Consider the following 23,454-nt stretch of genomic DNA (forward strand, 5'->3'; position numbering starts at 1 on the left):
CGTTGGCGCTTGTATGCGCCGACTAAAGATGGGGTTGTTTCTCGCAGGTTCGAGGGGCGTCCTCAAGGGGCGAGAGGGGCGCATAGAGGCCCATAAGCATTGCATTTTTTGTGCTTAAAGGACCATTCAGCGCTTCTTCGCCGGGGATTTTGTTTTCGTCTTCCGCGAAACGCTCGCAACGGATTTCCCCGCCTCGGTGGAGGCTTGGGAAGGCGTCTCCCCAATGCCCGTCGAGCCGAAACCGCCCTTGCCCCGCTTCGTTGGAGCGATCTTCTTCGTCTCACGCAATTTAACCCGGGTGACTGGGGCCACGATCATTTGAGCGATGCGTTCGCCTCTCGCGATGACGAACGGCTCGTTGCCGTGATTAATCAGGATCACCGAGACTTCGCCGCGATAATCTGCATCGATCGTCCCCGGACTGTTGAGAACGGTGACGCCGTGCTTGATCGCGAGGCCCGAACGCGGCCGGACTTGCGCTTCCATCTTCTTGGGAATTTCAAAAATATATCCCGTCGGTATGAGGGCGCGCGCACCCGGTAAGATCGTAACGCTCGTTTCGGCTGCGATTGCAGCCACAAGATCAAAACCCGCAGCAGCGTCGGTTTGATACGCGGGAAGCGGTAGCCCCTCCGCATGCGGCAGGCGCATCACCTTCATCTTCATTCTGCCGCTGTCCTTTTGGCATGAAGCTCTGTTGCAGCGCGCTCCATGATCTTGCGCGCGACCTTCGCCTTGCTCATTTCCGGCCAGCTCTCCACACCGGCAGCCGAGATGACATGGACGGTATTGTTCTCACCTCCCATGACCCCTGATGAGGGCGAGACATCGTTGGCGATGATCCAGTCGGCTCGCTTCGACTTGAGCTTCTTTTTCGCATGCGCCAGGACGTCCTGCGTTTCAGCGGCAAAACCGATGACGAGACTTGGCCGCGCCGGTCCGGGCTGGGCAATCGACTTGAGAATATCGGTATTTTCAATAAGAGCGAGGGCAGGGGCGGCCTTCCCTTCGGTCTTCTTTATCTTTTCCAATTCCGGCGAAGCGACGCGCCAATCCGCGACCGCCGCCGCAAACACCGCAATGTCCGCAGGAAGCGAAGCGCGCACCGCCTCGAGCATTTCCGCCGCCGTCTTGATTCTCACGATGTCGACGCCGTGCGGCTCGGGCAGGGAAACAGGGCCGGAAATGAGCGTCACGCGCGCGCCGAGATCACGCGCGGCAACGGCAAGTTCGAAACCCTGTTTGCCCGACGAGCGATTGGCGAGGTAGCGGATAGGATCGATGGGTTCGTGCGTCGGCCCGCTGGTCACGATCACATGACGGCCGGCAAGAAGGCCGCCCTTCTCTTTGCCTTCGTCGAGCACGGTTTCGATGGCCGCAATTAATTGCGGAACCTCGACCAAGCGACCCGGACCTGCCTCGCCTCTCTCCGCCATTTCGCCAGCCGCTGGCCCTACGAACTCAATCCCGTCTTTTTGCAATTGCGTCACGTTTCGGCGCGTCGCCGCATTGAGCCACATCGCCGGGTTCATCGCCGGTGCAACGAGCACTGGATTTTTCGTGGCGAGCAAAACCGCCGTCGCGAGATCGTCGGCATGACCACCTGCCATTCTGGCAAGAAGGTCTGCCGTCGCCGGTGCAACAATGATGATGTCGTTATCGCGCGCAAGCCGGATGTGGCCGATCTCGCGTTCGTCATCGAGATCGAAAAGGTCCGTGAGCACGCGCTCGTTCGTCAGCGCGCCAACGGAAAGTGGCGTCACGAACTGGTGTGCGGCCTTCGTCATGATGGCGCGCACGCTGTGTCCGCGCTCCCTGAGGCGACGGATCAGCTCAAGACATTTGTAGGCGGCAATGCCGCCTCCGATGATCAGAAGAATGCGTTTTGCGCTTGCCACGACCTTCCGTCCGCTGTGCAGTCGAACCAAGCCAGCATTTTATCACAAGCCTCGTCCGCGTGAGTTAAGCCCGACATCTCGGAGGCGCGTACGAAAAGATGCACAGGCAATCCCAGGCTCCTTGCGGGACCAAACCCTCCCACCTCTTTTGCTGGCCAAAATTCGATCCAAAAGACCGATTAGGTGGCGGCCTCATCCCAAGGCATCTGGGTAAATTGATCACCGATTAGGCATTCCGAAAATGGAAATTATTTATGTCGCGCGGTGACTTGACGCAGAAGTCGCAATGGTACATGGTGCCGCCACTTGCGAGGTTCGGGACCGGTCGCAAGGCAAAAAACGAATAAAGGTCCAAGTCTAGGGACGAAACCATTGGGGTGGCGCGCTCAGCGAGCCACCCCATTCCATTTTGACCGCCTCGCTGGCCGTCAGGCAGCCTCCCAGACGGTGAGGCGCCCGAGTCAACCGTAATGCTCTCTGCCTTGATCGGAACGCGTTTCTGACGCCATTAGCGCGCGTTCAGTCAAAACGGGGAGCACGAAGAGTTTGCGAATGGGTCTGGGGGATATCGCAGGCGCCAGCCGGCCGTCCGGCCGCCTGCTGCTGGGGAGCCTGCTGATCTGGCTGATCCTGGTCGTGGCGCTTCCGCTGTCGGCTTTGACGCTCAATTTCTTTCAGGTTGGCGGCATTCGACTGGGCTTTTGGATCGCGGCACAGGGCGCCATCGTCGGGCTTGTCGCGTTGGTCGCCTTCTACGCTTGGCGGGCAGGCGGCACATCCTCCAACGAAGGCATCGGCCCAGCTTTGGGCTTCGCCGGCGAAACCGTCGGCGCGGTCGTCATTCTCGGCTTCACAGGCTACATCGCGGCGATGGGCTACGACGGCCTCGCCTTGCCGCTTGGAATGGTGGCCGGCGTTGCGCTGCTCGCCATCCTTGTCGCCCCACGTTTCGTTCTCTACCCCGTCCAATCGGTGAGCGGCTTCTTTGCAATCCGCTACGGTGGAGACCTCGCCCGGCGGCTCGCCTTTCTCATTGCCTTCGCCGCAACGACGCTTCTGCTAGCCGCAGATATCCGCGCCGGATCGATAGCGCTTCAGAGTCTGACAAACCTCGGGTTCCCGCAGACGGTTCTTTCTCTCACGCTCGCGATCACGGCTGCCTGGCTCGTCAGCACGGTCGTAAGCGCGAAGAAAATACACGGACTGGGGTTCGTTGCCATTTGCGGTGGTCTGCTCGTGACACTGGTCGGCTTCTCGCTCTACGCCACCGGTTCGGTCATGCCCCATCTCTCGCTGGGATCGGCCGTGCAGAGCCAAGCAAATCTCAATCAAATGCTGATCGTCAATCGCCTGTCTGACGTCAAATCATTGACCCCGATGGCATCGCCCTTCCTACAGCTATCGATGAAGAATTTTGCCGGCCTCCTTCTGGCGGTGGCGCTTGGCATCGTCGCTGCTCCCCACCTTCTCGGTCGTCATATTTCTCAATCGGCGGTCGCGCCGGGCGCCGCGGTCAAGCGCTCGACGATCGCACTTGTCGCCATCGCGCTCGTGATTGCCAGTTTGCCGCCGCTGGCCGTCTACAGCCGCGTCGGCTTCGAACAGACCATGTCGAAAGGCATCGAGATCGCGGCGATCCCGCAATCGTTTGCAGAAGCGAGTGCTCTGGGTTGGGTAAAGGTTTGCGATAAGAATTCCGACGTGACCGCCGATCTCGCGGGCGCCTGTCAAAAAGCGTCTGGCCAGCGCGGCTTCCTCCGCCTTCAGGACCTCGCGTTCACGACCGATGGCTTTGTTGTCGCCGCACCAAAGATCTCTGGGCTGGATCCCTGGCTTGAATATCCCATTCTGCTTGGCGCGGTGCTCGCAACCATCCTCGCTGGCAACGCTCTGGTTTCGGCCATCACCGTCGCTGACGGCGAAGTGCGCCATGGCCGTAGCGAACAGGCGCCGAAATTCGACTTCCGCGCGGCAACCGCCGGAGGTCTGCTCATCGTGGGAGGCGCACTCGTCGCGATCTTCTCAATCATCGGAACGGCGCTGCTGGCCGCTGAAGGCTTCGCGATCCTTGCTGCAGGCCTCTTCCCTGCGCTTGTGCTGGGCCTCCACTGGCGGCACATGAATAGGGCCGGGGCCATTGCCGCAATGAGCGTCGGCACGATCATCACCGGTGCTTACCTTTTGGGCGTTCACTTTTGGCCCATCGAACTCTTCACACTCTCCGGAAGTTTTTCTGACGCACCGCCTCAAGCCGCCAAGCACTTAGCCGATCTGCAAGCGGCGCTCGCGTCGGCGACAACCCCGGAGGCTCAGGCCGCGGCTCGAGCCGCCCTTATCAGCAACGTCACGGCGATCGCCAATTGGGGCGGCCTGAAACCGGCGGCAATCACGCTGATCTCCGTACCGGCCGGCTTCATCGCCGGTTTGATCTTCAGTTTGCTGTTTCGCTCTCGCAAGTCGCCCGCGTCCGCACAAACGTGATCCTTCGCACTGCGCCGCGAGTCGCCTAGACTCAAATGACGGCGAACGTTGCGGAGCCATTCCCGTCATGGCGGATGAAATCTACGATCTGCTTGTAATCGGCGGCGGCATCAACGGCGCTGGTATTGCGGCGGACGCCTCCGCGCGCGGACTATCGGTGTTGCTCGCCGAGGCCGGAGATCTCGGCGGCGCAACCTCGTGGTGCAGCTCCAAGCTCATCCATGGCGGGCTACGATATCTGGAGCATTTCGAGTTTCGTCTCGTACGCGAAGCGCTCGCCGAGCGCGAGGTGCTGCTGGCCAAAGCACCTCATATTGTCCATCCCCTGCATTTCATTCTGCCGCAAATTTCTGGAATGCGCTCGCCGCTGATGATGCGCGCAGGCCTCTTCCTTTATGATCATCTCGCCGCGCGAAAGTCGCTTGGCGCATCGCACGCGATCGATCTCCGCCACGATCCGGCGGGCATTCCCCTGGTGCCCGAAATTATGTCCGGCTTCACGTACTGGGATTGCGCGGTCGACGACGCCCGCCTTGTCATCCTAAACGCGATAGCGGCGCGCGAATCTGGTGCGCACATTCTGACACGCACGCCGGTGACGTCACTCGCGATCGAAAACAATCTTTGGATCGCGACACTCGGCGCCGGACGCAAGTTCGCGGCCAGAGCCGTTGTCAACGCGGCCGGTCCTTGGGTTGCCGAAGTTGCGAAACTCGCGCCGATTGACGCGACTAAGCCAATCTCGGTCAGGCTCGTCAAGGGCAGCCACATCGTCGTGCCGCGGATCAGCGGTGCCGATGACGCTTACACATTCCAGAACGGCGATGGCCGCGTCGTCTTCGCGCTGCCGTTTGAAAAATCCTTCACACTGATTGGAACGACGGAAGAACCCATAACCGGCGATCCCGGAGAAGTTGCCGTCACGCGTGCAGAAGAAGACTACCTCATCGAGGCCGTAAGCCGCTTCTTTCGTTCCGCGCCAACACGAGAGTCGATCGATTGGAGGTTCGCGGGCGTTCGCCCACTCGTCGAAGACGGCAGCAGCAGCGCCACCGAAGTCAGCCGCGACTACCAGCTCGAACTCCGCGCCGACAATTATCCGCCGATCCTTCACGTCATCGGCGGCAAGATCACCACCTATCGCAAGCTAGCGGAAGCAGCCTTGGCTCAATTCTCACCGTTCTTTCCTCGCATGCAACGGAGTTCCACGGCGGCAACACCACTCCCTGGCGGTGATCTCGGCGGCCTTTCGTTCGAAACCTGGCTTGAGGATTTCATACGTGCGCACTCTACGTTCGCACCGGCATTCCTACGTAGCATCGCACGCCGCTATGGCTCTCGTGCGAGCGCGATCATCGCGGGCGCGCGGTCGCAATCCGATCTCGGCGAAAACTTTGGTGCTGATCTCACCGCGTGCGAGGTGTCGTATCTGAAATCGGAAGAATGGGCACAAACCGCCGATGACGTTCTTTGGCGCCGAACAAAGACGGCGTTGCATCTCGCCCCGGATGATCGAGCCAGGGCCGCCGATCGGATCGGCGCCTGGCTCGAGCGATCCTAAATCCGCCTTGGCTTACATGAGCCGTCGGCGCGACGCCCGAAGCGCGCACGTGGCCGGGCAGATCGACTCCGCGCAAAGCATCTGGTTCGTCTTCCGCAGCGCAGCCGCGAGCGCCTGTGCGCCGTTGAGAGTGTCGCCAATGTCGTCCGACCCGATGAGTGCCGCCGCCGACGCCGTTAGCGCCTGCCGCTCGTCGTGCTGACACGCAGCGATGATGGAGATCGCCAAGCATTCATCGCGGCAGAAACTGCGGCAGCCGACGGGTGAGATCTCGATATCCCGTTGCGCATTGGCTTTGACCGCGCGCACAAACTTCGAAAGATCAAGAAGCAGCGTCTTGGCATTCTCAGGTCCGAGCATGCCCGAGAACGTGTTCCACGCGTCTTCCCAGCACTTGATGTCGCCGGTCGATAATCCGGCAAGCCAGCAGCGAAATCCAACGGCAACCAATCGCTCAGGCGCGCGCGCTGGCAACGGCACGACCTTGGCGGAACGCGTGAGCTGGCCTGAGGAAGACGCGGGTCCGGTATTAGCCATTGTGCGAGACCTCCAACGCGATGTCCTCGCCGCTGGCGCACATGCCGATGCCAATCGTGAAATAGAGATGTCGCTGAGCGCTAATGTTAGCGCGAAGAGAAAGACCCATTGTCCGCTCCAATATTCGAGGTTCAAGGCCCCGGTATCGGTTTCCGCCGCGAGCGCGGCGCATGGCACCGCGATGATGCCGTGGAATGAGCTAACGCGACCTGAGGGACCCGGTCAACCATTTGTAGGTCGCGCGTCGCACATTAGAATTTTTATAATTTTCAAGTAGCTACGGCGAACGGCAGAGACGCGCGGCGCCTCACTTAAATCGGCGCGTGAAGTCGCTGAAGAGGATGGAAATTGCAGTGCCCGTCTTCGCCGAACTCTCGATGTGAATCTCCGCACCCATGTCACGAACGAGCGCTTCGACGAGCGGCAAGCCGATGCCGTGCCCGCGCATCCAAGAGTTATCGAGATTGTCTGGGTGAGCTTGGTCACGTGGCAAGCTGCCGTCCTTCATGCCCGGTCCGTTGTCTCGAACCAAAAGCAATACTCGACCATCCGCGACGTGCCCGGTCGATACGCGTACCGAGCCTCCCTTCGGCGTAAATTTGATGGCGTTGGTGAGGAGGTTGAGCAGTACCTGACGCACGGCAGTCGGGTTGGCTACGACGTGCGATGCGGACGCTTCCCCAACGCAGGAGAGTTCCAAACCGCATGACTCCGCGAGCGCCTGCATACTCGACACGGTGCGCTCCACGATGGCGTGCAGATCGAGCGCGATGAGCTTCAATCCCGGCTCGGCCGGCCGCCCGCGGTCGGCGAGCAGCGCGGTAATGAGATCGAGAGCGTGTGCCGCGCTCTCGTGGATATCGGCGGCGTAGCTTAGGTAGCGCGCGTTGTGCATCTGGCCCAGCCGCTCGTCGCGCATGATTTCAGATGCGGCGGCAATGGCGGTCAGAGGCGTCTTCAGTTCGTGCGCGAGCTTCGCCAGATACTCCGCGTCAAGGCTGGGAGCGGGCTTCTCCGGCTCCGGCATTGCCGCAATGTCGTGCGCTGGATGCGCTTTGTGGGGCGCGCTTGCCGCGGCCATCCCATTGAGACGGGGCGTAGCGGCAGCGGTGGGTTGACCATCATCGACAGAGTCTATGATCAACAGCAGCGCTCGGGATTTCTGACCATACGCCCGGGACACCCTTGCCTTTACCCGCCTCAGCCGGCCGCTGTTCCAAAACAGCAGGGTCTCGACATCGCTCTTTCCCGGACCACTGGAGGAGATCTGCCTGAGCTTGACGACCGCAGGCATCCCCGGATCGAGCGCGATCGGAAATGTCGCGTAAGCGAAAAGGCCAAGAGCCTTTCCGCCAGGGGCGTTGGCGGAGAGAATTTCCGCTGCGTCAGGGTCGACGACGATGGCAGGCTCAGTCGCCGACAATTCGGCGATCGGCGTCGTCCCGTTGTCTTCCGGCAGCGCTGATTTAGCGGCGACCGCCATCGTGAAAGCTCGCCCGTTCCAACGGCTTATTCGCAAGGCCTCACGCAGATCTACGTGATTTGCGGCCAACCAGAACGAGAAAGGCGAGATTTTCCACTGGGATAATCGGCCAGCGGCCCCCCAAATCCGAATGAGGAGGCGTTCGCCAAAAAAGGACGCGTTCCCACACTCAGGAGTGGAAACGAGGTCAGTCCAGAGCTAGGCCGCGTTGGCCAGTCCGGCTTCGCGCAACTTCCCGGGGTCACGCTCGCCGCGATCGGCGAGGTCGTAAACTCTCTCGATGATATCATCGACCGGAATGTTGAGAGATTTTTGCTGAGCTTCCTCGATGATGCTGTCGATCAGACGCTGCAGTTCATCGAGCTCTTCTGAGCTATAATGGCAGAGTGTCATGGTAGTCCGTTTTCCCCCGAAAACAGTCCGTGTCTCCCCTAGCACCTCCAACGTCAGACAGGAAGTTCAGTTCCGACTGTCGGAAAAATGTAATGTTGCGGATGCCAGACCACCCGGAAAACCGCCGGCACCGCTCAAAGAGCCATAAGTCACGCTTGACCCCTGCGCCGGGCTGTGATGGAACCAGCGCTCGCGAGCACCCTCGGGGCTCCAAATCGGGATTTTTCGAGGTCCGGCGCTTGGGTAATTTGCACGCGCAAGGCCGGCCGCTCTAAGATTATCCCAAGCCGAATTCGGCCTGTGCCGCCTTAGCTCAGTTGGTTAGAGCGCTAGATTGTGGATCTAGAGGTCCCCGGTTCAACTCTGGGAGGCGGTACCAATACAATCAGTAGCTTACTTGGATTGCTCGTTCCGCACGCCTCCTAAACTTCCCACTTCCTACCATCTCCCTACCATGGTTGCACACTTGGAGCGCTCTGCCCCGAGCCCTCGCTTGCGCTCGGGGATCTTCGCTAAGGCACACAGGCCGAATTCGGCTTGGGATACGTGCAAGCAAGGGAGACACGCGCCCTTTCAATCATGCTCCATTCTGGAAAGAGAGACGGGGGGTAGCGTATGGGGGGCACCGGGGGATGCCTATGCCTCGCCTCGCCCAGAATGACCCCTCAAAAATTACGCTACAAAATTTCAGCAGACTGAGAATCAGAATAGGACTCCCGCTGTTTGTGAAGACAAGTCGCGGAGTTATTTTATGCCGATTACTATTTCAGACGTGATGATAGCCGCCAGCACATTGGCTAGTCCGGTGATCGCTCTAACAGTCCAGAGAGTAATGGATGATCGCCGCATAAAGAAAGATCGCCAACTCGCTGTCTTTCGGACTCTCATGGCTACACGAGCAACTAACTTAGCACCCGATCACGTAGCAGCCGTGAACGCTGTGCCTATCGACTTCTACGGCAACAAGGACATTCTGGATAAGTGGCAGGAGTACTACGATCACCTTTCTAGAGAAGACCTTAGCATGGAGGCTTGGGCACTCCGACGAATAGACCTGATGAACTCGTTGCTCTCCTCGATAGGCCGATATCTCAATTACAAGTTTAGCCCCTCAGACATTCAGAAGATTTATTATCCCAAAGGCCACGGTTCGATTGAGAAGGCTCAAACCACTGTGCTCGATAAGTTGGCAAGCTTCTTGTCGGGAGACACCGCAGTGAAGATGGAAGTGACTAAACTTCCGGGCACGGGTGAGTGATAATGAGTGCGTGCGGATATTAGAATCTTAATCGATTGCGTGATGGGGAGGAATGACTGGTGACGAATGCCAGCTCCGCAACAAGACGATGTTTCGTGATCTCACCTATTGGTGATCCCGGCTCGCCATTTCGATTGCACGCCGACATGGTGTTGGAATCAATTATCCGGCCCTCTCTTCCTGAATTAGAAGTGCAGCGAGCGGATGAATTCGGGGGTCCTGAGATGATCTCGGACAAGATGATTGAAGCTATCACGACCTGCGAGCTAGCTGTCGCGGACCTGTCCTTCCTCAACCCCAACGTTTTTTATGAGGTTGGATTAAGGCACATGTCCGAAAAGCCGGTAATTCACATCTGTTCGGAAGGTACGAAGCTTCCTTTCGATACTTACGGAGTAGGCACCATCTTCTTTGATGTATTGAATTATCACAGCCACTTAGCAGCTCGCAAGAAAATCAAAGAAGCGGCATCAAAGGTCCTAGCTACTGGATACAAGGTCAGCAACCCAGTCACGCAAGCTCGCGGATCAATGGCGTTGGCAAAAAGCGCAGACCCGCGGGACGTGCTAATGTCTAACCTGTTAAAGGAAGTGGAGGAGCTGAAGCGCGAGATTAGAAGTGAATCTCGAGAAGCGAGAAGGAGGTCAAGAGTATCTGACCTCTTGGCAGCGTCAGCTAATTCCGATGTGCCCTCATGGGTTCAACTATCCAAGCCAGCGTGGTCAATCGACACACCAGACAAGAGATGGCCCACGCGCAAAACGGATCCTGAGTTAGCACCTAAGAAGCCAGATGAACCCTCAGACTGACGCAAACATGGTCGTAAACCCAATGATGTAGATGATGTAGCTGAAAACCCTAACTTTCTTGAAGTCGATCTCACGTAGAGAGAAAAGGTTTTTTGCTACATCATCTACATTTTAATCCCTTCAATCCAGGCCCGCGAGTATGTCCTCCGCCGAGGTGATCCCCACTTGAGGGTAGATCGTCCTTTGTCTTTGCACGTCCTTCTCGAACGGGATCTGAATCTGCCTGCCCTCAAAATTTGAAGAGAGCGACTTTAATCGCCTATTCAAAAACACCACTCCTTTTGGCTTCCGATGCTTGATTAGCCCTCGCTCGACGCACGCATCTATGAAGTACTTGAGCGGGGCCGGTTCCTCCTTTTGGGAGACGCACCATTGCAAGTAATCATCGTGGGCCTCCGAGCACCCTAGGCTTTCCTGCATTGTCTCCTCGAGCCTGTCGTTGATGTAACGGCTGACCACATCCATATCCGTGCGGTAAGACTCGGTGGCCTCCACACATGACCTTGGCAGTTCCCCTAAAGTGTCCTCGCTGAGGTACTCCCTCGCTCCCTCTGCCAACCATGCAAAGATACCTTCCCGCTCCTCTCGCAATAAGCGATCTTTCAGGCCGGGCATCTTGGCCTTGCCTTCAATCTTGGCCTTGAACGGTATGACCACTATTCGCCTCCAGAATCCGTGCGAGGCATCTTTGGCTCCTGGCAAGTGATTGGCTTGAAACCAGAGTTTGTGAGAAGGCCTAAATTCAAAGGTCGACTTGTGGAGCTTCGTTCCAGTCAGTGTGTCACCACCTGTGATCTTCTTGATCAAAGCTTCATTCCATCGCTTACTGCTGCCAGTCTCGCTGGCTGTAGCGAATCGCATCCCCTTCAATAGCCCGACAGCTTCTAAGCTCCGAGCATTGGACTTGTCGCTATCGAGAAAGCTGCTGAATTCGGCTGTTCTTCCGTAATCTCCGAGAATGTCTAAGATCGTCTCGACCAGCGTTGTTTTACCGTTCGATCCCAATCCATACATGAGGAACAGCTTGTGCTCTTTGGTATACCCGGTAAGCGAGTAGCCGAGCGCTCTTTTGAGGTAGCGGATTAAGTCAGCATCCCCGATAAAAATCTCATTGAGAAACTTCTCCCATCTTGGACACGTAGCCTGAGGTCGGTAATCGGTTGTCGTCATCTTTGTGAACCGTTGCTCCTCATTGTGTTGAGATAGCTCGCCGGTTCGAAGATTGAGAACACCGTTCCTACAGTTGATCAGCTCCGGGTCCGTATCGAAATCCCTGACACTGACGTTAAGTCGGTGTTTTAGGATTCCCAGCATCGGATCAATCTTCGCCTTATTCTGCGAACGTTGAGCGTGCCGTGTAAGCTCGAACTGGCCTCGCTTATTGGTGCAGTCTCTGGCTTCGTTATAAATGCGCTTCATAGATTCTTCTGCGCATTTTTGGATAGCCTTCAGAGCATCGTTTGATGTCCAGTGCCGGCCGTCCCAAACAATCCAGTGTCCTTCCTCCTGTACGTAGCTAAAGCCTGTCGGAAAGTTCTTTTGAAACCGATCAGCGTTGCCGATGTCAGTGAGATCGAACTCTATACCGTATTCATCGAGGTGACTCTCATAGCCACTCTTGTTTTTGTTAGCGTCAGACATTGTTTCTATAAATTACTCCTTTAATGATCCAGTCATACGCGGCAGCATAAGCTTCGTGCACACTGGAGTAAGTTTGGTTTGTGATGATTGGAGTGAGTGAGGGGCTGTCATTTATGACGTAACCCCCGCACCCATCCCTGACGATCCAGAACTCAGTGCCCCGGACCACCTTTCGCAAAAGAGATGTAGCCATCAGACAAACAGCTCATCACTTTTGCACGAAAACCCCGATACAAGTTTGAGGTTCTCTCGCCTCAGGTTGAGAGAATTTCCATCCCGATAGCGAATCTTCTCTCCCGGCCTGCAATCCATGATCAGCCGAGCGATTGATATGTTTCGATTGTTCTTCGCTCCTTTGGTGTAAACATAGCCAACTCCTTGGCTGCCAAAGTTGAGCGTCCAGCTCATCGAAACTCCCCGTTCTACGAGTGCGCTTAAATCTTCGAGGTCGATGGCGCACTCGCCGTGCTTTCCGTTAGGGCCAAGAGGGACGAAAGCAACAACGCTCCCGTCCTGTAGGCGTGATATCCGATGCGATCGCTTACTCATCGGAGTTGCCTTTCGGCAAACCCGTAGCGTCAACCGAACCCTTGCGCGCACGTCCTTTGACGCCACCAAGCGACACGTTCACTTCTTGGTCGGGATTTGCCTTATCGAACTCTAAGCGCTCGAAGTAAGCAGCGATGGATTTCCCCACCTCAGGAACCGAGGTCCAGCATCCCGATAGCTCATCAGGAAGTTTCCCTTTGTCCCACACCAAGCGATAGAAGCTGTGGCTAGGGTCTTTGGTGATCTGAAACTCTCGCTTGTTCGCAGGGAAATAGATCGTGGCGTTGCATCCACGTTCGAACGCGTCGGAGGTCAGCCCACCTTGCAGGTTGCGAACATGGAACGTGAACTTGTCGCCGTCTTTAAATACGATGCTCATTAGCGATTACCCCTCTTAGTGAGGTGATCGATATTGACGAATGCAGCCTTACCCGGCTTGTCCATCACCACGCCAGGAGCACCATGACCGGGAGCGTATTCAGTCCGCGTCTTCGCTTGGCGAGCGGGAACCTGAGTCATCCCATCGGGACCCACGACCCAGCGCATACCGGGCTGAAGCACTGTTTCGTGCAAGTTGGGACGTGCGGGCTGGACCGTTGACGAGCGAACGGGAGCTTGCTCAAAGCTCTGCCCCTCGTATTTGCTCTGGTATGCCTTCACCTGCTCAAGCAAGAAGTCTTCAAGCGACGGCTTGTCGAGATCAGAGAAGCTTGTCCCTTCCGACGATGGATTATCGAACGCACGCGTCAGAGCGTTTTCCTGAGCGACGTAGCGGCCAGTCTCCTGATCCCGAGGTTGATCGGGGTTCGGATTGTAGGGCTGCTTAGCTCGCTTCTCATCAACTAGGATTTGGTTCGCCCATTTCAGAGCTTGATCCTGAAAGTCGGATGATGCTGAGCGAACGCCATCGAGCATTCGCCTAGCCGCGTTGCGAGCGTCTTCATTCCAGGCCCTATGTTCAGCAGCATTCAACTCATTTACGTTGCGGATTTTCAGATTGAACTGATTAGGATCGTTCAAGTTGTATTTGTTCTTCGGCAAAGGTTTTATCCTCTCTTGTTGTTATTGTTAGTAACGATGCTGGGCGGCCTGAGCTTTGGTCAGCGCTCAGAACACACCCGCCCGCACCATGGCCAGCGGGTGACTCTTCCCGGACAGCCAATTCTGTAACCGAGCGATTTGTTGATTACCTCAAAATCGCTCAAAATAACTATTTAATATCAATGGTCTAGCTTGGTGGCTTTACGGGGTGTGCCCAATTCCCTTGCCCCCCTTGATTTGGCCAGTTTCCGCTTCTCAATTTTGAAGGTCTGAAGTGGTGCTTCAGGAGGCGGATTGGCGGCCAATCGCCTTAGCCACTTTCGCCACTGAGAAGGGGTTCGGCCACTCATGCCTAAGCCCTCACAAATCGAGTTCAGCAAGACAACTGCCGTTCCATCAGACACTAAGAAGTCGTAGGTGGCGGGCTTACGCGCGCCCTCTCCAGCGGAGACCGCGGGGCTCAATTGACCAACAATTTTGTATTTGATGGCTTTGTGCCAGACGTACTGGTCTTCCAGTTCAGTAGGAGCGATGCTTCTTTGAGTATCGATCTCCTCCGCGATGCACGGGCTGCCTTCGGCGGCAACTTCTTCTAAATCCCCTTCTTCGAGGGGTTCTTTCAAACTCATCTACTAATCGTTGTCCTTTCTTCTGTTGTTATATTTTGCTCCCGAACAGGTCGAGAAGGTCTCGTATTTTTCGGTTGCGGCGTTTCTTGCCCTCAGTAGAGATCGGAGCGGTTGGCTTCATCGCTTCCTCAGCCTTAGCGAAACCTCTTCGTTGAGCATTCAAGCTTGGACTATCTCTCATCTGATCCCAGAAACTTCGATGTTCCTCCCAGGCTGGCTGGGTCGCATCAGGTTGAACAATCTCATCTGAGAGGATGCCGCCACTTCCACGGGGATCGGACCTGCTAGTTGGCTGAGCGACAAGTTGCCGAATATCAGCAATGATTTCTTCGGTAGTGCCCCTAAGCCGTTTCCGCTTAGCAAGCGGATCTTTCTCAGAAAACTCGCCTTCTTTGGTGCTGCCAACGCGATAGAAATCCTTCGACGTGCTTTCGAGATTAGTACGTCTTAGATTGAGCGGGTTGCCGTCTCTAAAGCTGAATTGTAAGCGCCCGCTGTTCTTTATTGCAGCCAACAAGCGATGGACATACTTCACTTGCCCATCAAGCTTCACCGCAACATAGCCGTTGTTTAGGAACCAGTTTGGCCGAACGCCATATTGCTCAAGTGAGTCCAGATCCTCTTTGAAGAGGATTGCGAATTTGCCCGCAGCTTTTCCGCCTAGTGGGATAGCTGCCAGCGTCTCGTCATTCTCGGTGAAAAGTTCAATTGGTCTATTTTTCATCTCCTCCGTTCCTTCCATATGTATATGTTATACTATAAAAAGGTATAAGTCAACTAAATTAGTAAACTACCCTTTCCAGGTTTTCCGGAATTGGAAATCGACTCGAAATTTTGCGCAGCAATTGTCGGTGCTTGCGCTTTCCAAGGATGCGGAATTCACTCCGAACTGGAGTAATGCGGAGTCCTGTTATTCCATCGTATTTCAGAAGTCGTACGCTACAATGGTATTCTGCGAAGCCAGTATCCGACGCGAAGGCTTTTACGCGAAGACTTGTATCGCAATCCATTTTAAATGTAGCTACAAGAACAATTGCATGAGCGCGAAATCCGCTCCGTTTGCCGCTCTTGGCCAGCACGCTGCTGGATCACATTCCACGGCCCGACCCAACCACAGGTCGTTTAGGGTGCGCCTGCCCCGCACACCAGAACTTGGACAGCACATTCAGCTTCGCGCCGAACGCCTATCGCTCAATGCGGCAACCACGATCCGAATCCGTGATGCGAAACCACGAACAAGGCAGGTTATACGGTAGGCCGTCCTACCTAGAAGCAGGAGACTCAATTCAGCGCGTGGGAATCCACAAGGGTATTTCGCTCAATTAAGCCTGATTCGAGCCTTATGCCCGATGCAAATTTCGGTCAAGCGCAAATACGCACCAATTGCGAATTTTTCATTCTTGAGAATTGAACGATAGAATATCCGATTGCTCTCGTTCTCTGCGCATATCCGAAAGTATCAATTCGTTTATGTAGCCAGCCCAATCGATAAGAGCTTGCCGTCTCTCCTCGACGTATTCGAAATGCTGGTAGATCCCGACAAGGCCACCAACATCTTTGCCGCTGGTGTGATTGAGTACCCGCTCGACAATGTGAGGCGGCACCTTCAAGGCGGCCATGCCTGTAGCCGCGGTTCGCCTGAGATCGTGTATCGTCCAACGTTGAACGTCCGAGCCGCCCTTCAAGCTCTCAAGTTTCTTATCAAGAGCTATGCGCGCTTTCGAAAAGCCGCTGATTGCAATCTCTTCAAGTTCACCCTCAGCATTGGTCCTCTTCGAAGTGGTGAAAACGAACTTGTCTCCCGCCTTCTGCTTTAGCGAGTACAGGATATCGATTGCCCAGCCCGATAAGTGGACGAGATGCTCTCGCCCGTTCTTGGTCTTGCTCGAAGGAATCTTCCATTCTCGCTTTTTGAGATCGACATCGCGCCACTCCATTGTCGCTACCTCATCCCGTCGCTGCGCGGTGAGTAGACACAGGCGATAAAATGGTCCCCACGGATAAGGAAGCGAACAGGCGGCACACCACACCGCTACCAGCTCTTGATCGTTCAGCACCCTGTCTCGCGACTTCACCTTTCTCGGTTGAGACAGCTCCGCCATTGGGGAGACGGTGATGGCCTCACGTTCGACGCACCACAAGAGAAAGGGCCTCAACGCTGCAAACATCATGCGGGCAACTGAAGGTGACCTCACTTCCTTGTTTTCGATCAGTCTCCGTATCTGTGATTTCGTAATGTTGCGAACCGGCGTATTCGGGCCCAGAACCGGGATAATCTCAACACGGCCTAGTCGCTCGACCCCGTGCCAATAGTCCGTTCCCTTGAGCCGCTTAGACTTCCCACGCGCTCGAGAAATGGACAGCCACGTACCCCATAGATCTGCGAGCTTCCCGTCCCGATAAGCTGCGATATCAGCTTGACGTGTCGCACGTGTCTTATCGTTCGGATTGTTCCCGTTCCGAATGTCTTCGATCGTGCTCCGCGCCTTGCCTCTCGCCTCCTGCGGGCCGAGCAAGCTGAGATCCCCAAGCGTCGTCCAGATAACCTTAGCTTCGCTGCCACCCTTGCCCAGGCGCTTCTTCAAAAGCCATGTCGATTTGCTTTGGCCGACGCGTAACCCAAGGCCCTTAATCTCCTCATCCCAAATGATGACTTCGCGCTTCCGCGAAAGTGCGAGTGCAGCCCGGGCTTTTTTGACCAAGCTCTCCACGTTCCGATTTGTTATCCGCTCGCCCACGGCGCGCCTCACATATTCATTTTAACTTATTGATCTAACTTGATTTTATGGGAAACTATATGTAGAGCGGTAGCACGTAACCAGCGTTAAATCATTGAAAAGCCTGACACAATTTGGTTCTAATCGCCGGTTTAACGCCGCAAAGCATGGCAACTATGCTGGTAGGAAATTACGCAATCCTACCACCTTCCTACCAGATAAGCAACGAATCAGACGTAAACTGATGAAGTCGTGGAATACGAAATCACCAAATAGAACACTGATTGCATTGAATCATTTTGAGTCTATGCAGCGCAGGCGCGGGAGTGTAAAAGTACGGAGCGCTAGATTGTGGATCTAGAGGTCCCCGGTTCAACTCTGGGAGGCGGTACCATCATCACCACAACATTTGGTATGTTCAAAGGGCGATAGGACGGGCATGGCCTCCGAAGAACCCAATCCGCCGAAAGCCAAGCACGACCTTACCTCGCGTCGCGCGTTCTTGCTGGCGGCCTATATCTTCGTCCTCGTGATCCTGGCGCGGCTCTATTGGCCGGGCTGGCCGTTCCCCGACAAACCCCGGCCCTCCGCGTCCTCCACCGCGGCTCCGTCCAATTCGCCGGTACCTCAGAACTAGACGAAACGCGGTCGAGCCGCTCAATCCTCCCGGACCAGCGACATTCTACTTGATGCGCTGCTTTTCAAGTTTCCGCGCCAGTGTTCGCCGGTGCATGCCGAGCCGGCGCGCAGCTTCCGAGATGTTGAAGTTCGTTTCGACCAGCGTCTGATGGATGTGCTCCCACTCGACTGTTTTGATCGACGTCGGCCGCTGCGTGAGCGCGACACCCGCGTCGCCTTCGGAACGCCCGAAAGCTTCCTCGATATCATCCGAACTCGACGGCTTCACGAGGTAGTGGCGAGCGCCGAGCTTGATCGCTTCGACGGCGGTTGCGATGCTTGCGAAGCCGGTAAGAACAACGATGATCGTCTCTGGATCTTTTTCGTGCAGCGCCTCGACGCAAACCAGTCCGGATGCACCAGCGAGCTTCAAATCGACGACAGCGTAGCCAGGCGCTTCACGCTCTAAGATTTCGTCCAGCTCTTGCGGGCCCGCCGCATGAAAGACGTTGTAGCCGCGCTTCTCGAACGATCGCTTGAGCGTTGCAGCGAAGGCGGCGTCGTCTTCGACGATAACCAGCGTTCGACCGCTATCCTCCATCAACACGGGCTCCGAGTGCGAAAGCCGAGAGCGGCAGCTTTAGATCTACAGACGCCCCGCCCTGAGACTGGTTGGTCGCAGAAACACTGCCGCCGAGCTTGCGTACCACATTGACGACAAGGAACAACCCAAGTCCGCCGCCAACGCGTCCCTTGCTCGACTGATAGGGCTTGCCAAAATGCTGAAGCATCTGCGGGTCAAAGCCCGACCCGCGATCGGAGACGCGCAGACTGAGATTATCTTTTTCCCGCGCCAAGTAAACGCCGACCCAATCGGAAGACGAATCGTACGCGTTGTCGAGCACGTTGAAGATGATTTGTTTCAAGCTCGAGTCCGAAACGATAGGCACGTCCGCGCCGAAATCATTTTTGAACTCGAAAGTTACCGGCGCACGCGCGGCACGCCACTCCTCGAGAAGCTCTTCGAAAAACGTTTTGACCGTTGTGACGCGCGGCGCCTCACCACGAGCTTCGCCGGCTGTCAGCAGAACTCCCGTCAGGATCGCCTTGCACCGCTTCACCGCTGCCTGCATTTCCTCGACCTCGTGCAGTAGCTCGGCATTGGATGCAATGGTTGGCACACGACGCCAATCGCCGAGGATGACGGAAAGCGAGGAAAGTGGCGTGCCAAGTTCATGCGCGGCTCCCGAAGCAAGGAGGCCCATTCGGACAATGTGGTCTTCCTCAGCCGCATGCTGCTTCAAAGCCGCAAGGCGAGCGTCCTGTTCGCGGACGTTGCGCGTGATGCGCGTCAGGAAGAAGAACAGCAAGAGCGCATCGAGGACGAAGCAGATGAGCATGCCGATCACGTGCAGCGCAAAGAGATCGAATTCTCCGGGAGGAATCCGGAGCGGCACATAAGCCCGCGTCAGAAGCGCGAAGCTCGCGCACGTCGCGACAAGCACCGCCAATGTCATCCGAACATCGAGCAGCACGGCCGCAAGTGTCACTTGCAGTAGAAATAGAAATGCGAACGGGTTCGTCACGCCGCCGCTAAAGTAGAGTTGACCTGAAAGGGCGAGTACATCGAGGAGCAGCGCGACGAGCAATCCCCGATCGTCCGCGCCATGGCCTTCCCGAAGCCAGATCAGACTAATAAGATTGAGCACGACCAGTGCTCCTGCGACGAGCCCCATGGGGATGAGGGGCAGCTCGACACCCAACACGCTGTGAACGAAGGCGATCGTCGCAATCTGGCCGGCAACTGCGATCCAGCGAAGCTGGATGAGCAGCCACATATTCTTGACGCCAGCCGTATCAGGCTGCCCACCCCGCAGGACCACGGGATCGGCTGATGCGCCGGGATGGATGTCCGGTCCGCTCGCCATAAGCGGTTTGATCCTAATTCGTGCCGGATCTCGCGTGCCAATCGCGTCGAAGACGGATTTCTTCTCCGGCGAAGCGAATGAAACCCACCGCGACCATTATGGCGAGTCCGAACCAAGTCAACGAATAGACGAGATGGTTGTTCGGGAAATTGACGACCGTTAGCCCGCCCACAGGGTACCCGCCGGCATTCGGCGTTGCATCGGCGTCGATGAAGTAGGGTGCATAATCGTCGAGGCCACGCTTGATGGCGATCGCGTCCACATCCCGCGAGAACCAGCGATCTGCTGAGATGTCATTGGTGCGCATAAACGCGCCTTTGGGTTCACTCAATCGCAACAGGCCCGTAACCGTCGTGTCGCCGCTGATGTCGCTGGCTGCGCGGGAACCCGGGTCCTTCTTGTCCGGGGGAACGAAGCCGCGATTGATGAGCACGGTGAAGCCTTGGCTCGTCTTCAGCGGTGTCAAAAGCCAGTAGCCTGCGCCCTTGTCCGTCACCGCTGTGACGAATGTCTCGCGATCGTTGAGATAGCGGCCCGAGGCCGTGACGCGCTGATACTCACTGCTTTTCGCATCAATCGCCGGCCATGCGTCTCGCCCGGGAGCCGCCACCGCAGGCGCATGGATACGCGCGTCGACGCGCGCGATGAGATCGAGCTTCCAGGCCCGGCGTTCGATCTGCCAGATGCCCAGTGACGCAAATCCAGCCACGCCGGCTATCGCCATGAGCGTGATGAAGGCGACCGAAAGCCACGAACGCGGCACCCGTTCTTGGGAACCGATGCTTACGCTCCCTGCTAATCCCCCGCGCTCCTTGGCGTCGGAGGTCACGGCAGCTGGCTCGGGTCCATCGGCATCATGTTGGTGTTGAGATGATACATGACCCAGAGCGAACCCGTCAGCGTGATCACCACCATGACGACGGTGAAGATCAGCGCCATCAGCGTCCAGCCGCCTTCGGAACTTGGCGTCATGTGCAGGAAGTAGATCATGTGCACGACGATCTGCACGGCACCGATAGCCAGGATCGCCACTGCGGTCGCGGTCTTACTGTCGAGCGCACCAGACATGACGAGCCAGAACGGAATTGCCGTCAAGATCACCGACAGCACGAAGCCGGTCATATACCCTTTGAAAGTCGATACGGGATGGCCGTCGCCGTGCCCGTGAACATCGTCGTGACCGGTCTTCGGAGCAATCGCGTGGCTGGTGTGCGAATCCGTGCTCATCGCAGCACTCCCATGAGATAGACGAACGTAAAGACGCCGATCCAGACGACATCGAGGAAGTGCCAGAACATGCTGAGGCACAGAAGCCGGCGCTTGTTGGCATCTGTCAGCCCGAACATCCGCACCTGCACGATCAAGGTGATCATCCAGATGATGCCGAACGTGACGTGAAGTCCGTGCGTACCGACGAGCGTGAAGAACGATGACAGGAAGGCGCTCCGCTTTGGCGTCGCCCCTTCCAGGATCATGTGCGTGAATTCGAACAGCTCGATGCCAAGGAAGGCCGCGCCGAATAGCCCCGTGATGGCCAGCCAGAGCAGCATCGGTGAAACCCGGTTCTTCTGCATCTCGAGCACCGCGAAGCCGTAGGTGATCGATGACAGCAGCAGCATCGTTGTGTTGAGCGCGACAAGCGGCAGATCGAATAGGTCCTTCGGCGACGGACCCGCCGCGAAGCTCCCGCCCAGCACGCCGTATGTCGCGAACAGCACAGCAAAGACGAGGCAGTCGCTCATCAGGTAGAGCCAGAACCCGAGTTGAGTGCTGCCACCCTCCGCGTGCTCGTGCTCGTCGGTCACGTAGAAGACCGGTTGTTCATTTGCCGACCCGGCTTCCGCCGCGGACGCATCCGCCGTCACTGACGCCATGTCCTATGCACCTGCCGATTGAAGAAGAGCCGTACGCTCCCGCTCGGTTTCAACGACCTGCTGCGCAGGAATGCTGAAGCCGCGATTGTAGTTGAAGGTGTGTCCGATCGCCGTCGCGATGAGCGACACGAACCCGAGCGCCGCCAGCCACCAAATGTACCAGATCAGCGCAAAGCCGGTGACGAAGCAGATCCCGGCCAGGATGATGCCCGCGCTAGTATTCTTCGGCATGTGGATCGGCTTGAAGCCGGAGAGCGGCCGCTTGTAGCCATGCTCCTTCATATCCCACCACGCGTCATGATCGTAGACGACTGGGGTGAAAGCGAAGTTGTAGACCGGAGGCGGCGATGATGTCGACCACTCGAGGGTACGCGCATTCCACGGGTCTCCGGTGACGTCGCGAAGCTTTTCGCGATTCTTGATGCTGACCGCGATTTGCACGAGGAACGATCCAATTCCGAGCGCGATCAGGAGAGCGCCGAACGCTGCCACGACGAAATAGATTTGCAGCGAAGGATCGTCGAACACGCGCAAGCGCCGGGTTACGCCCATCAAGCCCAGAGCGTAAAGAGGCATGAAGGCGAAGTAGAAGCCCGAGACCCAGAACCAGAACGACATCTTCCCCCAGAACGGATCAAGCCGGAACCCAATGGCCTTGGGGAACCAGTACGTGATGCCGGCGAACATACCGAACACCACGCCGCCGATAATGACGTTGTGGAAGTGAGCGATCAGGAACAAGCTGTTGTGAAGCACGAAATCGGCTGGCGGCACGGCGAGCAGCACGCCTGTCATACCGCCGATCACGAACGTCAGCATGAACGCCACCGTCCACATCATCGGCAGCTCGAACCGGATGCGCCCACGATACATCGTGAACAGCCAGTTGAAGAGCTTGGCGCCCGTCGGGATCGAGATGATCATCGTCGTGATGCCGAAGAACGAATTGACGCTGGCGCCCGAGCCCATCGTGAAGAAGTGGTGCAGCCACACGAGGTAAGACAGGATCGTGATAACGACCGTCGCGTAGACCATCGACGTATAGCCGAAGAGACGTTTCCCGCAGAATGTCGCGGTGACTTCCGAGAAGACGCCGAACGCCGGCAGCACGAGGATGTAGACCTCGGGGTGACCCCAGATCCAGATGAGGTTCACGTACATCATCGGATTGCCGCCGAAGTCGTTCGTGAAGAAGTTGGTGCCGACGTAACGGTCGAGCGACAGCAGCACGAGGACGCCGGTGAGCACGGGGAAAGCTGCAACGATCAGAATGTTCGTGCAGAGCGACGTCCACGTGAAGACGGGCATTTTCATCATCGTCATGCCCGGCGCGCGCATCTTGACGATGGTAGCGATCAGGTTCACGCCCGATAACAGGGTGCCTACGCCCGCGATCTGCAGCGCCCATATGTAATAATCGACCCCGACATCTGGACTGTACGCGTAATTTGAAAGCGGCGGATAGGCGAGCCAGCCCGTGCGTGCGAACTCGCCGACGAAGAGCGATGCCATCACCAGGATCGCGCCGGACACGGTCATCCAGAAGCTGAAGTTGTTGAGGAATGGGAACGCCACGTCGCGCGCGCCGATTTGGAGCGGCACGACGAAGTTCATCAGCCCCGTGACGAGCGGCATGGCGACGAAGAAGATCATGATCACGCCGTGGGCCGTGAAGATCTGATCGAAGTGATGCGCCGGCAGATAGCCCTCGTTGCCGTTGAAGGCGATGGCCTGCTGCGCGCGCATCATGATGGCGTCGGCGAAGCCCCGCAGAAGCATGACGAGGCCGAGCACGATGTACATGACGCCGATCCGCTTGTGATCGACGCTCGTAAACCACTCGTGCCAGAGATAGCCCCAGAGCTTGAAATAGGTGATTGCACCGACGACCACCGCACCGCCGATCAAGACGGCGATGAACGTCGCGAGCAGGATCGGCTCGTGATACGGGATCGACTCAAGCGACAGCCGTCCGAAGATCGCTTTCTGAAGATCAAAGTTTTCGAACATTTCTGGAATTCGTCCCGGTCAGGAGTG

At 56.9% G+C, this 23,454-nt stretch carries 22 protein-coding genes and 1 tRNA gene; 6 read left to right on the plus strand and 17 right to left on the minus strand.

Translation table 11 applies throughout. The annotated features are described in order from the left end of the window. Positions 1 to 126: 126 nt before the first annotated feature. Complete coding sequence (dut, locus tag EKK30_RS03080; RefSeq protein ID WP_290980082.1) at positions 127 to 666, minus strand: dUTP diphosphatase; 540 nt, start codon at positions 664 to 666, stop codon at positions 127 to 129. Continuing rightward, entirely contained in the window at positions 663 to 1,898 is a 1,236-nt protein-coding gene (gene coaBC, locus EKK30_RS03085) for a bifunctional phosphopantothenoylcysteine decarboxylase/phosphopantothenate--cysteine ligase CoaBC (protein ID WP_290980085.1), read from the minus strand. The genes dut and coaBC overlap by 4 nt, the downstream gene beginning before the upstream one ends. A gap of 552 nt (positions 1,899 to 2,450) precedes the next feature. Between coaBC and EKK30_RS03090 the strand changes: the two genes are divergently transcribed. Both EKK30_RS03090 and glpD read left to right on the plus strand, forming a co-directional pair. Then, positions 2,451 to 4,379: a sodium/substrate symporter small subunit gene (locus EKK30_RS03090; RefSeq protein ID WP_290980088.1), complete on the plus strand. Its 1,929-nt coding sequence runs from the start codon at positions 2,451 to 2,453 to the stop codon at positions 4,377 to 4,379. A 67-nt stretch (positions 4,380 to 4,446) separates the two neighbouring features. After that, positions 4,447 to 5,940, plus strand: coding sequence for a glycerol-3-phosphate dehydrogenase (glpD, locus tag EKK30_RS03095; RefSeq protein WP_290980091.1), 1,494 nt, complete (start codon positions 4,447 to 4,449; stop codon positions 5,938 to 5,940). A 12-nt stretch (positions 5,941 to 5,952) separates the two neighbouring features. Here glpD and EKK30_RS03100 read toward each other — a convergent pair whose 3' ends face one another. The 3 genes from EKK30_RS03100 to EKK30_RS03110 form a co-directional block, all read right to left on the minus strand. Next, positions 5,953 to 6,477 carry a hypothetical protein gene (locus tag EKK30_RS03100; RefSeq protein ID WP_290980094.1) on the minus strand — a complete coding sequence of 175 codons (525 nt, stop codon included), beginning with the start codon at positions 6,475 to 6,477 and terminating at the stop codon, positions 5,953 to 5,955. A 307-nt stretch (positions 6,478 to 6,784) separates the two neighbouring features. Next, positions 6,785 to 7,960 (minus strand): HAMP domain-containing sensor histidine kinase, encoded by a 1,176-nt coding sequence (locus tag EKK30_RS03105; RefSeq protein WP_290980097.1) that lies wholly within the window; start codon positions 7,958 to 7,960, stop codon positions 6,785 to 6,787. 198 nt (positions 7,961 to 8,158) lie between these two features. Beyond that, the gene (locus EKK30_RS03110) at positions 8,159 to 8,353 is read right to left on the minus strand and encodes a hypothetical protein (protein ID WP_290980100.1); all 195 of its coding nucleotides are present in this window, start codon (positions 8,351 to 8,353) and stop codon (positions 8,159 to 8,161) included. A 302-nt stretch (positions 8,354 to 8,655) separates the two neighbouring features. Between EKK30_RS03110 and EKK30_RS03115 the strand changes: the two genes are divergently transcribed. From EKK30_RS03115 to EKK30_RS03125, 3 genes are all read left to right on the plus strand, one after another. Next, positions 8,656 to 8,732: transfer RNA gene (locus tag EKK30_RS03115), tRNA-His, on the plus strand. Between the two features lie 372 nt (positions 8,733 to 9,104). Next, positions 9,105 to 9,611: a DUF6680 family protein gene (locus EKK30_RS03120; protein WP_290980103.1), complete on the plus strand. Its 507-nt coding sequence runs from the start codon at positions 9,105 to 9,107 to the stop codon at positions 9,609 to 9,611. A 95-nt stretch (positions 9,612 to 9,706) separates the two neighbouring features. Then, entirely contained in the window at positions 9,707 to 10,420 is a 714-nt protein-coding gene (locus EKK30_RS03125) for a hypothetical protein (RefSeq protein WP_290980106.1), read from the plus strand. Between the two features lie 120 nt (positions 10,421 to 10,540). Here EKK30_RS03125 and EKK30_RS03130 read toward each other — a convergent pair whose 3' ends face one another. The 6 genes from EKK30_RS03130 to EKK30_RS03155 form a co-directional block, all read right to left on the minus strand. After that, positions 10,541 to 12,061 (minus strand): phage/plasmid primase, P4 family, encoded by a 1,521-nt coding sequence (locus tag EKK30_RS03130; protein ID WP_290980109.1) that lies wholly within the window; start codon positions 12,059 to 12,061, stop codon positions 10,541 to 10,543. Positions 12,062 to 12,602: 541 nt separating this feature from the next. Next, the gene (locus tag EKK30_RS03135) at positions 12,603 to 12,989 is read right to left on the minus strand and encodes a hypothetical protein (protein ID WP_290980111.1); all 387 of its coding nucleotides are present in this window, start codon (positions 12,987 to 12,989) and stop codon (positions 12,603 to 12,605) included. After that, on the minus strand, positions 12,989 to 13,651 hold the full coding sequence (locus EKK30_RS03140; protein WP_290980113.1) for a hypothetical protein: 663 nt from the start codon (positions 13,649 to 13,651) through the stop codon (positions 12,989 to 12,991). Before EKK30_RS03140 ends, EKK30_RS03135 begins: the two co-directional genes overlap by 1 nt. A 179-nt stretch (positions 13,652 to 13,830) precedes the next feature. Further along, positions 13,831 to 14,280 carry a hypothetical protein gene (locus EKK30_RS03145; protein WP_290980115.1) on the minus strand — a complete coding sequence of 150 codons (450 nt, stop codon included), beginning with the start codon at positions 14,278 to 14,280 and terminating at the stop codon, positions 13,831 to 13,833. Between the two features lie 28 nt (positions 14,281 to 14,308). Next, on the minus strand, positions 14,309 to 15,004 hold the full coding sequence (locus tag EKK30_RS03150; RefSeq protein WP_290980117.1) for a hypothetical protein: 696 nt from the start codon (positions 15,002 to 15,004) through the stop codon (positions 14,309 to 14,311). A 670-nt stretch (positions 15,005 to 15,674) separates the two neighbouring features. Beyond that, entirely contained in the window at positions 15,675 to 16,982 is a 1,308-nt protein-coding gene (locus EKK30_RS03155; protein WP_290980119.1) for a tyrosine-type recombinase/integrase, read from the minus strand. Between the two features lie 454 nt (positions 16,983 to 17,436). Here EKK30_RS03155 and EKK30_RS03160 point away from each other — a divergent pair, with 454 nt between their 5' ends. After that, positions 17,437 to 17,634, plus strand: coding sequence for a hypothetical protein (locus EKK30_RS03160; protein ID WP_290980121.1), 198 nt, complete (start codon positions 17,437 to 17,439; stop codon positions 17,632 to 17,634). Positions 17,635 to 17,679: 45 nt separating this feature from the next. Here the strand turns inward: EKK30_RS03160 and EKK30_RS03165 are convergent, their stop codons facing one another. The 6 genes from EKK30_RS03165 to cyoB form a co-directional block, all read right to left on the minus strand. Next, on the minus strand, positions 17,680 to 18,216 hold the full coding sequence (locus EKK30_RS03165) for a response regulator transcription factor (protein ID WP_290980123.1): 537 nt from the start codon (positions 18,214 to 18,216) through the stop codon (positions 17,680 to 17,682). Then, positions 18,206 to 19,543, minus strand: a complete 1,338-nt coding sequence (locus tag EKK30_RS03170) for an ATP-binding protein (RefSeq protein ID WP_290980126.1) — start codon at positions 19,541 to 19,543, stop codon at positions 18,206 to 18,208. The genes EKK30_RS03165 and EKK30_RS03170 overlap by 11 nt, the downstream gene beginning before the upstream one ends. Before the next feature lie 13 nt (positions 19,544 to 19,556). Further along, entirely contained in the window at positions 19,557 to 20,267 is a 711-nt protein-coding gene (locus tag EKK30_RS03175) for an SURF1 family protein (protein WP_290980627.1), read from the minus strand. Between the two features lie 101 nt (positions 20,268 to 20,368). Then, positions 20,369 to 20,770: a cytochrome o ubiquinol oxidase subunit IV gene (gene cyoD / locus EKK30_RS03180; RefSeq protein WP_290980129.1), complete on the minus strand. Its 402-nt coding sequence runs from the start codon at positions 20,768 to 20,770 to the stop codon at positions 20,369 to 20,371. Then, a complete protein-coding gene (gene cyoC, locus EKK30_RS03185; RefSeq protein WP_290980132.1) occupies positions 20,767 to 21,417 on the minus strand; it encodes a cytochrome o ubiquinol oxidase subunit III in 651 nt (216 codons plus the stop codon). The genes cyoD and cyoC overlap by 4 nt, the downstream gene beginning before the upstream one ends. Positions 21,418 to 21,420: 3 nt before the next feature. Then, a complete protein-coding gene (gene cyoB, locus EKK30_RS03190) occupies positions 21,421 to 23,427 on the minus strand; it encodes a cytochrome o ubiquinol oxidase subunit I (RefSeq protein ID WP_290980135.1) in 2,007 nt (668 codons plus the stop codon). Positions 23,428 to 23,454 lie beyond the last annotated feature (27 nt).

The organism is Hyphomicrobium sp. (assembly GCF_003987855.1).
Taxonomy (GTDB): domain Bacteria; phylum Pseudomonadota; class Alphaproteobacteria; order Rhizobiales; family Hyphomicrobiaceae; genus Hyphomicrobium_B.